At 35.1% G+C, this 11,811-nt stretch carries 13 protein-coding genes, 1 tRNA gene and 1 other RNA gene; 4 read left to right on the top strand and 11 right to left on the bottom strand.

What is annotated here, in order from left to right; all coding sequences use genetic code 11:
• Nucleotides 1–75: 75 nt before the first annotated feature.
• The 7 genes from ACWPVO_RS00425 to ACWPVO_RS00395 all read right to left on the bottom strand — a co-directional run bounded on the left by ACWPVO_RS00425 (nt 76) and on the right by ACWPVO_RS00395 (nt 5,948).
• Nucleotides 76–858, bottom strand: coding sequence for an ADP-ribosylglycohydrolase family protein (locus ACWPVO_RS00425; RefSeq protein ID WP_454205812.1), 783 nt, complete (start codon nt 856–858; stop codon nt 76–78).
• An 89-nt stretch (nt 859–947) separates the two neighbouring features.
• Complete coding sequence (locus ACWPVO_RS00420; RefSeq protein ID WP_454205810.1) at nt 948–1,211, bottom strand: type II toxin-antitoxin system RelE family toxin; 264 nt, start codon at nt 1,209–1,211, stop codon at nt 948–950.
• Between the two features lies 1 nt (nt 1,212).
• Entirely contained in the window at nt 1,213–1,437 is a 225-nt protein-coding gene (gene relB, locus ACWPVO_RS00415) for a type II toxin-antitoxin system RelB family antitoxin (RefSeq protein WP_412594220.1), read from the bottom strand.
• 74 nt (nt 1,438–1,511) lie between these two features.
• Nucleotides 1,512–2,771: an erythromycin esterase family protein gene (locus ACWPVO_RS00410; protein WP_454205808.1), complete on the bottom strand. Its 1,260-nt coding sequence runs from the start codon at nt 2,769–2,771 to the stop codon at nt 1,512–1,514.
• 84 nt (nt 2,772–2,855) lie between these two features.
• A complete protein-coding gene (gene pta / locus ACWPVO_RS00405; protein ID WP_454205806.1) occupies nt 2,856–3,827 on the bottom strand; it encodes a phosphate acetyltransferase in 972 nt (323 codons plus the stop codon).
• A 55-nt stretch (nt 3,828–3,882) separates the two neighbouring features.
• Nucleotides 3,883–4,857, bottom strand: a complete 975-nt coding sequence (gene folP, locus ACWPVO_RS00400; protein WP_454205804.1) for a dihydropteroate synthase — start codon at nt 4,855–4,857, stop codon at nt 3,883–3,885.
• Nucleotides 4,858–4,952: 95 nt separating this feature from the next.
• Nucleotides 4,953–5,948, bottom strand: coding sequence for an MBL fold metallo-hydrolase (locus ACWPVO_RS00395; protein ID WP_082705769.1), 996 nt, complete (start codon nt 5,946–5,948; stop codon nt 4,953–4,955).
• Nucleotides 5,949–5,995: 47 nt separating this feature from the next.
• Here ACWPVO_RS00395 and ACWPVO_RS00390 point away from each other — a divergent pair, with 47 nt between their 5' ends.
• The gene (locus tag ACWPVO_RS00390) at nt 5,996–6,412 is read left to right on the top strand and encodes a hypothetical protein (RefSeq protein ID WP_454205802.1); all 417 of its coding nucleotides are present in this window, start codon (nt 5,996–5,998) and stop codon (nt 6,410–6,412) included.
• A 176-nt stretch (nt 6,413–6,588) separates the two neighbouring features.
• On the opposite strand, the gene ssrA is transcribed toward ACWPVO_RS00390, so the two are convergent.
• The 3 genes from ssrA to ACWPVO_RS00375 form a co-directional block, all read right to left on the bottom strand.
• Nucleotides 6,589–6,932: a transfer-messenger RNA gene (ssrA, locus tag ACWPVO_RS00385) on the bottom strand.
• A 24-nt stretch (nt 6,933–6,956) separates the two neighbouring features.
• Nucleotides 6,957–7,607, bottom strand: a complete 651-nt coding sequence (locus ACWPVO_RS00380; RefSeq protein ID WP_285071914.1) for a VanZ family protein — start codon at nt 7,605–7,607, stop codon at nt 6,957–6,959.
• Nucleotides 7,604–8,242 carry an HAD family hydrolase gene (locus tag ACWPVO_RS00375; protein ID WP_285071915.1) on the bottom strand — a complete coding sequence of 213 codons (639 nt, stop codon included), beginning with the start codon at nt 8,240–8,242 and terminating at the stop codon, nt 7,604–7,606. The genes ACWPVO_RS00380 and ACWPVO_RS00375 overlap by 4 nt, the downstream gene beginning before the upstream one ends.
• Nucleotides 8,243–8,430: 188 nt before the next feature.
• Here ACWPVO_RS00375 and ACWPVO_RS00370 point away from each other — a divergent pair.
• From ACWPVO_RS00370 to ACWPVO_RS00360, 3 genes are all read left to right on the top strand, one after another.
• Nucleotides 8,431–8,507: transfer RNA gene (locus tag ACWPVO_RS00370), tRNA-Pro, on the top strand.
• A gap of 185 nt (nt 8,508–8,692) precedes the next feature.
• Nucleotides 8,693–9,013 (top strand): hypothetical protein, encoded by a 321-nt coding sequence (locus tag ACWPVO_RS00365; RefSeq protein ID WP_413013068.1) that lies wholly within the window; start codon nt 8,693–8,695, stop codon nt 9,011–9,013.
• Nucleotides 9,014–9,623: 610 nt separating this feature from the next.
• On the top strand, nt 9,624–11,078 hold the full coding sequence (locus ACWPVO_RS00360; protein WP_454205799.1) for a carbon starvation CstA family protein: 1,455 nt from the start codon (nt 9,624–9,626) through the stop codon (nt 11,076–11,078).
• 106 nt (nt 11,079–11,184) lie between these two features.
• On the opposite strand, the gene hpf is transcribed toward ACWPVO_RS00360, so the two are convergent.
• Complete coding sequence (gene hpf / locus ACWPVO_RS00355) at nt 11,185–11,712, bottom strand: ribosome hibernation-promoting factor, HPF/YfiA family (RefSeq protein WP_412621985.1); 528 nt, start codon at nt 11,710–11,712, stop codon at nt 11,185–11,187.
• Between the last annotated feature and the right edge of the window lie 99 nt (nt 11,713–11,811).

Raw genomic sequence — 11,811 nt, 5'->3', positions numbered from 1 at the left:
TTTTTTCCAGGGAGTTTTTGCTTTATACTTTATTTGCTTTTAAAAAATTTTATTTTTTTCATAATTTAATGGATTTTAAAATAAGCACTCATCAATTAAATCTTTTCCCTTTAATTCATCCACCCACTCTTTTGGAAAGTTATCAAAACCATAAATAATTCCTGCCAAGCCGCCAGTAACAGCTCCAGTGGTGTCTGTGTCGTCGCCAAGATTTATTGCCTTTAGAACAGCTTCCTTATAAGAATTTGTATTTAAAAGACACCAAATAGATGCTTCTAGAGTGTGGAGGACAAAACCTGTTGACTGGATTTCGCCTTCGGGCTTGTTTTTTATGTGGTCAAGTCCAAGCTCTTCTAATTTCTTGCCAGCAATCAACTTCCTCGCAAGATGAACATAATCAAGGCAGGCCTTTCTAGAAATTTCGTGAGCGTGAGTGATGCTTGACACACTTTCAATCTCATCATCCCTTGCATCAGTAAAGGCAAGAGGTAAGCTCCTCATAAGAGACCCATTGCCATTGGCATAAAAATCATCAATCCCATGACCTTCTGTCAGGGCATCTCTTGTTGTTATCCCCACATCAAAAGTTTCTCCATGACAAGCGAACTTTCCTTCAAAGAGCCAGGCCTCAAAATTTTTTCTAATATCTTCGACATCTATTTTATTTTTATCCTTTATGGACTTACAAGTTGCAAGAGTCATGCTGGTATCGTCAGACCAAGTCCCAGCAACTTGATTCCAAGTTCCAAAACCCACCATGCCTGTGCAAGTGAAGGACCCCCTCTCCTTAAACTCAAAGGGAACACCAAGCGCATCAGCTATGGCGAGTCCATAAATTCCATCCCTAAGCTTAGACATAAAAACCTCCTTTTTAATTTGCTTTAATAAATTGTTAAATCAATTATATTTATTTTTTGCATAAAAATAAAGACTCCCCTAAGGAAGTCTTATGAATAAATATTTTTTCTGTGACCCACATCAATGGCGAAGATTATTAACTTGTCGTCGTCAATTTTTGCAAGTAGCCTATAGGCACCTATCCTATATATCCAAACCCCTTTGAAGTTGCCAGCGAGGGGTTTTCCGGAAAATCTAGGCTCTTGGCAATTTAGCAAATTATTTTCTACCCAGTTAGTTATAATTTTTTGAGCTTGTATATCTAACTTTTTTAAACTTTTTAAATATTTTTTATCATAAATTAAATCATACATGTCAGAAGTCTAGTTCCTTCATCAACTCTTCATGAGTAATATATTCAACTTCGCCCCTAGCTTCTCTTTCAAGAAAGTCTTCAGCCACCTTCATATCGAACTCATCTTCAAGTTTCTCTTCCATCAATCTTTTAAAAAGAGTAGAGAGAGGTTCGCCCATAAGGTCAGCATAAGCAGTAAAGGCCCTTTCCTCTTCAGCGTTAAGTCTTACAGATACAGTTTTCATATCCATCACCTCTAAGGTACTTGTATTACATTGTATTACAATATTCAAGCCTATAAATTTTTATAAACTTAATATTAATCATTAACAGCAATTGGCTTTGCATAATAAACAAAAATCATTGCGTCATATAGATCTTTTGGAACTTCCTTTACCCTATAAGACCTTGGCATGAATTTCATCAGTGGAGAATATCCTTCACCGAGACTTACCATGTTGATTTCTTTATTTATAAGGTCAAAAGTTTCCCCATCTTTAACTTTTGTGAAATCCAAATAATACTTTCCTTTAAATTTTCTCGCACTGTAAGCTAAAGGATTAGCAGATACAAAGACATGATTTGACCTCTTATTATCAGGACCAGCCACATTTATGTTTACAATTCCCTTATAAAAGTCAGTTCCAATAATAAAATATTTTTCTCCAAAAATTTTCTTTAAGTGAGATCCCATTGGCTCATAAAACTTTTGACTTTTTGCAATGTGACCATTGTGTCCAGAAATTAAAAGCAAGTTGTTTCCCTTTGATTTTTCAAAATCACTTATCCACTTAACATTTCCAGCCATAAGTTCATCTCTCACATTGTTTACTTTTACATAGTCATTAAAATCTAATTCGTAATATTTTATGCTATTTAATACATTTGTTATCGCTCTTGAAAGAATTTTTGCATTAGGAGAAGATAGGGCGTCCGCATAAGCTTTTATCTCTAACAACAAAGCTTCCTTATCTTTTATCTGTGAGATTTTTAATTTTTCATCTTTAATAAAAGAAAACTCCTTTTGTAAGTCTTTTTCTTGTAAAATATTATTTTCCTTACAAAAATCTAAAATTAACTCAATAGATTTTTCTGGATTTTGCATGTCAAAGCCGTAAAAAGAAAGTTTGTCCTCATCCTTTGCTTTTTGGTTGTAGTCAAACATATAGTTTATAAGTTCATTCATATTCTTTGTGTGGTAAATATTAAAAGAAAAAATTCTTGAAATATTTTCATCTCTCTTATTTCCATGAATGTAATTGTTGATAATCATTCCTTCGCCAAAATCAGCTTCAATAGCAAAGTTCTTTAAATTATTTTTTTCAACTAAAGTCTTTAAAACTTCTAATTTTAAATCTTGAAAATCAGAATTTCCATGAGTTGCCTCCCCTAGTCCAACAACTTTCACATTGTCATCTAAATTTATCTCACTCACAGCTTTTCCATAGTCTTCTATATCCGAAATATTTTTTCTTGCACTTAACTTTGGAAGGTTAATCCACAAAAAATCTCCAATCCCTACAAGAATAATAATGGATACTAAAAAAATTAAAATCCCTTTAAATATTTTCTTTATCATTTTCTCACCTTCTCTACCAAATTATATATATTAAAAACATAAAAATAAAGACTCCCCTAAGGAAGTCTTTAAGTCTATCTTTTATTAAAGAACTGCTTGTGCTGCTGTTATGATAGCTAGTGCATAAGCTTCGTCTTCTACACAACCTCTTGAAAGGTCGTTTACTGGTGCGTTAAGTCCTTGTAGGATTGGACCTACTGCCTTGAATCCACCAAAGTATTGTGCAAGTTTATAGCCGATGTTTCCTGCTTCAATGTTAGGGAAGATAAATACATTTGCGTGACCTGCTACTTTTGAATCTGGTGCTTTTTTCTTTGCAACTCTTTCGATGAAGGCTGCGTCAAATTGAAGTTCTCCATCAACTGCCATTTCTGGATTTCTTTCTGCTGCCATCTTAGCTGCTTCTGCTACCATTGTTACTCTTTCGTGAGAAGCTGATCCGTGAGTTGAGAAAGAAAGCATTGCTACCTTTGGATCGATACCAAATTGTTTTGCAGTTTCATTTGATACTACTGCAACTTCTGCTAGGCCTTCTGCGTCAAGGTCTGTGTTAATTGCACAGTCTGCCATTAGGTAAAGTTCTTCATTTCTAATCATAATGAAGGCACCTGAGCATCTCTTGTAGCCTGGTTTAGTCTTTATGATTTGAAGAGCTGGTCTTACTGTGTCTGCAGTTGTGTGTGCTGCACCTGATACAAGTCCCTTAGCTTTTTCCATATATACAAGCATTGTACCAAAGTAGTTGTGGTCCTTTAGGATTTCTGCTGCTTGTTCTTCGTTAACTTTTCCCCTTCTTCTTTCTACGAAAGCCTTAACCATTTCGTCTTTTCCTTCATAAGTTTCTGGATTAAGGATTTCAAGATTTCCAAGTTTAACGCCTTCTTTTTCTGCAAGAGCTTTAAGTTCTTCTTCGTCTCCAAGAACGATTGGCTTAATGTCTCCTTCGTCGTTAAGTCTAATTGCTGCTCTTAAAATTCTTCTGTCGTTTCCTTCTGGAAATACTATTTCTGGTTTTGATTCTCTAACTTTTACTTTTAATTCTTCTATTAGTGCCATAATTTCCCCCTAATTTCTATTAACAAATACTATTATATATCTAATGAAAAATAATTTAAAGTGAATAAGCTTTAAAACTTACATCTTCTATAACTTGATTTAATCTTACTGAATCTGCAACAAGTTTTGCAAGCAGATGATGCTTCATTGTGTGGACTCTTAAAACTTCTACACCCTTGTAAGCTCCTATAGTTGTGAGAGCTGCTGATGCTTCGTCTCTGTTTTCAAATCCTTCTTCATTGTTGCCATCTGCATCAATCTTATTTTCACTTAAAATATTTGTGATAAATCTCTTTCTTGAAACTCCAAGGAAGGTGAAGCATCCCATTTCTCTTAGGACATCAATCTTATCAATTAACTTTAAGTTTTCCTTTTTTGTAAGGGCAAAGCCAATACCTGGATCAAGCATAATTCTTTCCCTTGAAATTCCATTTTTTTCTGCACGTTCAAGAGATTTTGACAAGTATTTTTTCATAACTTCCACAACATCCATGTCTTCAAAGGATTTTAATTCTTCTTCAGTGAAGGCTCCCTCTCCACCAAAGGATGGAAAGTTGGCACTGGACTTGTGGTTAGGTCTTGCAATCTTTGGATTAAACATCAAGATTGCACCAACGTCACTCTTGCCCACTACTTCTGCCATTCTTGGATCTCCCATAAAACCTGTGATGTCATTTACAAAGTCAACACCTGCTTCAATTGCTGCTTCAGCAACATCAGCCTTCCATGTATCAATAGAAAGAGGAATATCAGTCTTTGTCTTTAATTCCCTTATAACTGGAACAACTCTTTCTATTTCCTCTTGAATTTCTACATAGTGTGAGCCTGGTCTTGTTGATTCGCCGCCAAGGTCTATCATGCCAGCTCCAGCTTCTATAAGTTCAAGAGCCCTATTGACAGCCTTGTCCTTGCCATACCACTTGCCTCCATCAGAGAAGGAGTCTGGTGTAACATTTACAATTCCACAAAGAATAGTTTCTCCGCCAGATTCTAAAACTTTATCCTTGTATTTACAAACTAAATTTTTCATAATTCACTCCAAATTTTATTTCTTTCAATTAAATATCTATAATTCTTTAGCCAATAGATATTTTATGACTTGTCACTACTTAAAGCAAATAGTTTTTACTTGGCGTAGTACAAAAGAACTCCATCATCAGACCACTCAAAGTCAGCCTTGCCTATGGCCCTTAGGTGTTCAAGATGGGCATGGGCTTCGCCAGCTGCGAAAAACTTTTGCGTGTTTGGAAATTCAGAAAAGTCCCTTGCCCTCATGTCCCAAGACATGTTCATGGCAATGTCCCTAACAGTGCACTTGCCCTTTTCCTTTAAAGTCTTGTAGGCTTCATCAATCCTGCCTTGGTGGTGAGCCTTTAACTCGTCAATCCTCTTTGGCACATCTTCGATAAGAGCCCTGTGAGAAGAATACAAGTGATCAATTGGAAGGTCTCTTAGCTTTTCAATATTAATTAAATACCTACCAAGGCTGTCGCCCACTGTAAAGTTCCAAAAAGTTATGTTTGGAGTAATATCTCCCAAGAGGTGGTCGCCGCAGAATAAAATTTTTCTGTCTTCTTCATAAAGTCCAACCATGCCAGGAGTATGACCAGAAAAATCCATCCCTTTAAAGGTAAAGTCTCCCACCTTTAAAATATAATTTGGATTAAAAGAAACATAAGGGAACTCTGCCCTTGGTCTGTAAACAAAACCAGAGTGCTCTTCGATTTTTAAATTGTCCTCTTCAAGGCCTTGGATGTGAGTAGTCTCCATAACTTCCTTCCATCTCTTTGAATTAGCATCAGCCATAGAAGACATCATCCTGTAGTCAATATCCCCCATGTAGATCTCAATGCCAAGCTCTTCATGAAACCATGAAGCAAGACCTGTGTGGTCAGAATGAAGGTGGGTCAAGAATAAAATTGTCTTGTCATAGTCCACTTCCATGTCCTTCATAAAAGAAAGCATCTCACTTTTAATTTCTTCGGTGTTAAAGCCCGTGTCAACAATCATGGCCTCGCCCTTAGACTTAACCATGTAAATGTTGATACTTTTTAAGGGGTTGCCCTTAAGTGGAATAATTTTACAATAAACGCCATCTGAAAGTTTTTTAATTTGTGACATATTTCCTCCCATTGCTCATTTCATGTATAATAAATACGAGGTGAAACATGAGCGATTTTTTATTAAAACTATTTAAAGTTGAAAGCATTAACAAACTGCCTATAGATAGATTATACCCCATTGTAGAAGCTTTAGACCAGGACCAGAGAAAGCTCATCGCAAGTTCTTATGAACTTGGACTTGAAGGACTAAGTGAGAGAGAAGAAGTAGATGCAATCCACGAGATGATTTTATCAAAGTTTAAAGACACACTCCTTTCCTTTGACGAGAAAGAGCACAAGTCCTTCTACGACTTTTACAACGGCACAGTAGACTACGGCGACGAAAATGTCTACGTCAACATGAAAAAATTCACAATCCTAGGACTTATGTATCTCTTCCTATCAAAAACTGGCGGCTACTTTAACTTCGTAATACCTGTGGAGTTAATAGAAGAATACGAAAGACTATTAAAATCTTCGTGAAAAATTATTAACTTGTTAATAAAAAATACTAGCTTATATTTAATTATTAATTAATCATAAGTTAGTTAAAAATAATTTTATAAACCATTAAAGGACTTAAGATAACTTAAGTCCTTTTTAAAATTAAAATAAATTTGTAAAAAATAAAAAAGCCATTCACATGAATGACTTTGCTTTGGTGGAGGCGGTGGGTGTCGAACCCACGTCCGAAGACCCCTTACAGAAAGATTCTCCGAGTGCAGACTCCTCTTTAATTTTCCCCTGTACTACTAGAGTGTCAAACTCATACAGGGTATCGCCATAAACCCCCTCTGCTATGACGCCTCACAGAGTTCGTTTGCCCGCTAATTTGAAACCCGGTTACAGTTCGCGGTGTCTGGCCGGATTGCTACCTAATTAGGCAGCTAGTGCGAAATTATTTTCGTCGTTTATTTTTTAATAGACCATTTTAACGTTGTGTGATCCATCAACGACTCGCTACTTTAAGCTCAAAATCCCCGTCGAAACCATTTTCGCCCCCATATTTACTTAGACTAAAATTATACTAGATGGCCTGGTCTTTGTCAATTTCAGAGGCTCTTGGTCTCCTTCTCTTCCTCTTCTTCTCAGCAAATTTATATCTTAGAACTTTCTGCCAAATTAGGTAGCCAATAAGGGCTCCAAAGACATTTAATATTAAGTCGTCAATATCCACTGACCTTCCTATAAAAAATTGTATAAATTCTACAAAGAAAGATGCTGCAATGGACCCGCCTAAAATTTTTAATAACTTTCTAAACTTTGGAAAAATTTCTGGCAGCAAAATTCCAAAGGGAATAAAAATTATTATATTGCCAAAAATATTTATAAGTGTGTGAAGGAAGCCTGAGTATTTTATATAGTTCCTCATAGTCCTAAAGGGAACCAGGTTAACTCCCCATGCTCCTGATGTTATTCTGTCTTTAAAGTTGCCAACGAAGTCAAAGTTTTCATTTGTAAGGTTTATGCCAGAGCTTGCTATGTAGGAATTAGGTGTGAAGAGCATGATTGCCAAGAAAACTAAATAGGCTACGAAAAGGCTGAGCAAAAATTCTCTAAAACCTGTAGAGTTTTTCTTTCTGTGGGCGAAAAATTTTACTCTAATAAGAGAGAAGCCCACAAAACTAATTATAAAGGCAGGAATTATTCTTGCCGCAAAAAATAAAAACAATCTCATAATTTTTTCAATTCTATTAATTTTCTTGCAGAATATTTATTTTCATCAACAATTGTTGGCCAAGTGTCCTTGGAATTTTCGTCATAGATTCCAATGCCTATGAGACCTGCCCTCTTAGCTGTCCTTAAGGCAAGATAGGAGTCGTCAACTAAAAAGATTTCTTCTGGATCTTCTCCAAGGTCATCTGCAATTGAAAGATAAAATTCTTCTTCTCCCTTTAGGTGTCCCACTGAGTCAGCTGTGTAGAGTCCGTCAATAAACTTATCTATGCCATACTTTTCTATAACTATATTGGCAAAGTGATCAGCAGTTGATGTTCCTATTACAACCTTCATCCCCTTGTCTTTAAAATATTTTAAAATTTCAAGAGAGCCTTCCTTAGCTTCAACCTTATTCCTGTAAAAATCTTCAACAGTCCTGCTAAAGTCTCTAAAGAGTTCTTCAAAACTTTCTTCTAATTTATAGTAGTCCTTCATGTATTTTAAGGATGCGTCCAAGTTCATGGTTGTCATCTTGTGCTGAACTGCATCTTCTATATCTATTCCCTTGGTCTTCATGAAGTCACGAGAAACACTTCTCCAATATCCCATAGAGTCAACTAGGGTTCCGTCTAAATCAAAAATAATAGCCTTCATGTTCCCTCCTTTTTCCATAATAATACTATTTTATTTGTATTTTTAATAGATTTCAAGTATAATGACTTAGATAGCTTGCGAAGTAAGTAAATTTATTTTAAAAAAGCTTTGACAAATATTTTTTCCATGTTATAATAGTATTTGTTCGAAAATAGAATATAAGATTTTCACTTTTGTGAATCTGTCGTCGGGGTGTAGCGCAGTTTGGTAGCGCACGTGGTTTGGGACCATGGGGCCGGGGGTTCGAATCCTCTCACCCCGACCATTTTTTTATTTGAAGGTTTATACCTTCTTTTTTTTTGATTTTTTTAACTTAAGCGACCTTTCCTGCTCAATATATTTTTAACTTGTCCTTATTTATCCTTAGACCTATAATTGGAATAAGATTAAGTATAATGAGATAAACTTATTAGATTTGTCTGGAAAGTTTGACTTACCTTAGGAGATTTTATGAATTTTATTTTTAGAGACAAGGCTCTTGATTTTTTAAAAAAGAAAAATATAGAAAAAATTTTTGTCAATCCCGATGTTGATGCAAAGGCATCTTGCTGCTCCCTTGCTGTCTTTGATTTGGATATTTCTACAAAGGACAGTGAAGACACAGGCAGGTACAAGGAAGTAAGGGTCTCTGGCATTTCTATTTTTTACAATCCAACTCTTGACCTCTTCTTCAAGGGACGTGAAGACACAGAAATAATTATTTCTGCAATAGGTCTTGGAAGTTTTAAAAAATTATATGTGGAGAACGAAATAAATTCAGTTGAAAGATGATAAAGGCTGCAGGAAAATCTGCAGTCTTTTTTATTTGAAATCTCTAATCTAATAGAACTTAATAAACTTTTAGGGCTTTATTAAAGTTTATAAGCTTGTAGAAACTTACAAACTAATAAGACTTTAGAAACTCGTAGGATTTTATAAGCTTGTAGGACTTTAGAAATTCGTAGAACTTTATAAGCTAATGAAACTCCATAAAGTCGTAGAACTTTATAAGCTCATAGATTTTCATAAACTCATAAAACTTCATTAACTTGTAAGAATTATCCTTTAACCAATATCTTACTAACAAATTCAAAACTATAAAGTCGCAAATTCTTACATAATAAACTTCATCAAGCTATCTATAGCTTTTAAATTTCTTAGCTTAACAAAATTAATTTTTATTTTCATTTTTCATCATTTTTATAAATTTTGTAGACTTTAACTTTCGAATATTTATCTTTAGGTCTAATTTAAATAAACTTTTGTAAAATTCGTAAAAATTTTTCACAAAAACTTTTTAAAAAACCCCTCACAAAGCCACTCCCAAACCGCAATTTCTTGTAATTGAGAGGCTCTTCCCCTATAATCTTATTGGAAATAATAAAAGTAAGGGGAGGAATTTATGTTACTATTTATTATTGGAATTATTATTTTATTTGTTGGAGGATTTTTCTATTCAAAATATGTAGAGAAACAACTTCAACCCGACGATAGACCAACTCCAGCAGTAAAAAAAGCTGACGGAGTAGACTATGTAGTTATGAGCGAAAAGAAAAACTGGCTTATCAACCTACTTAACATTGCAGGAACTGGACCTATCCTTGGACCTATTCAAGGTATCTTATTTGGACCTATTGCCTTCTTGGCAATCCCACTAGGTTGTGTCTTCGCAGGAGCAGTCCACGATTACATGACTGGCTTTATCTCCATGAGAAATGGTGGATCCCAAGTTCCAAAGCTTGTTGGTAAATATATTGGCGACGGAGTTCGTAAGTTTTATAACATCGTCATCGCAATCCTACTTCTCTTAACTGGTGTAGTTTTTGTTTACACTCCAGGAGATTTAATTGCCAACGACGTCCTAAAGGTTGGAGTAGATTCCAATGTAATTTGGATTATCTACGCAGTTATCTTTACCTACTACATCCTTTCAACTGTACTTCCTATTGACAAGCTAATTGGAAGAATTTATCCACTCTTTGGTGCCTTCTTAATTATCTCTGCAATTGGAGTATTTATTGGAATTTTTGTAAAGGGTTCTGGGGACCTAGCCTTTGCCAATGCAGGTCTACTTGCTGAGCACCCACTTGGTCAAAAGTTTATCCCATCCTTCTTTATAACAGTTGCCTGTGGTATCCTATCAGGCTTCCACGGTTCACAAGTTACTCTTGTGTCAAGAACTGTTAAGTCAGAAGCTGAAGCTAAGGTGACTTTCTACTCAACTATGATTGCTGAAGGTTTCATAGCTATGGTTTGGGCAGCTGGTGCCATGGTAATCTTCTCAACAGGAAGGGCTCCACTTGACACAGCTGGAACTTTAATGGTTGGAGAAATTTCAAAATACTTCATGGGAGACATTGGAGGACTACTTGCAGTGCTTGGTGTAATTGCACTTCCTATCACTTCTGGTGACACTGCCTTTAGGTCACTAAGACTAATCATCTCTGAAGAATTAAACATAGACCAAAGGTCTGGAGCAAAAAGAGCAAGCCTTGCAGCAGTTTTATTTATACCTGCAGCAGCAATCCTCTTCTTTGCAAAGTCAAACCCAAATGGTTTTAATATGCTTTGGAGATACTTTGGATTCACAAACCAATTTGTAGCAATCTTTGCCCTAGCAGTTGCAACAATTTATCTAATCAACACTGGCAAAAATTATTTAATAACTTTGATACCAGGAGTTTTCTACACATTTATAGTTTTCTCATTTATTATAAATGTTAAAAAACTTGGACTTGGCTTGCCTTTTACAATTGCCTATCCAGCAGCTGGTGTCCTAGCTCTTGCCTACGCAATCTTTGTTGTTAAGACTGGTAAGAAAAATAAAACTAGAATAGAAACTACAAACTTAGAATAAGATGAAGCTGGCTCCTGCCAGCTTTTTTATTTTTAATAAGAAATTTTTTAACTCAAAGAAAAAAGGACGCCTAAGCGTCCTAAAATTTTATATATTAAATTTAATTTTAAACTTCTATCTTACCGTAGTTTCCATCTTTTCTCCTATAAACAATAGAAACTCCATCAGTATCTCCATCTAAGAAAACAAAGAAGTTGTGGTTTAGAAGATCCATTTGAAGAATTGCTTCTTCTTCATTCATTGGATTAAGTTCGAAGTTCTTTCTCTTTACGATTTTGTGTTCAGGCTCGTCCTTTGCAGCTTCCTTATCCATAAGTTCGTCAAATCTAATTGTTTCGTTATTTTGGTATCTTCTCTTTAATCTAGTCTTGTGTTTTCTAATTTGTCTAGCAAGTGCATCCACAGCGTTGTCCATTGAAGAGTACATATCATCTGTAGTTTCTTCTGCCCTAATAATTGTCTTTGGTAAAAATATTGTAGCTTCAACAGTTTGTTCATCTTTTATCGTAGAGAAAACAATCCTTGTTTCCACTTCTTCAGAAAAATATTTGTCTAATCTGGAGAATTTTTTTTCTGCAATTTCCTTCAAAGATTCTGTAAGTTCAATGTTTTTTCCAACAAAGTTCAATAACATAAATGTCACTCTCCTTTTTTCTTTGTCTAATATTTACCCATTAATTTACAAATATATCATTTTATTTAATTACTTTCCTAAACTCCCTAAATGTACTTT

Source organism: Peptoniphilus sp. Marseille-Q6390, from assembly GCF_965119475.1.
The sequence above is the reverse complement of the archived record's forward strand: the minus strand, read 5'-3'. Positions and strand labels throughout refer to the sequence as shown.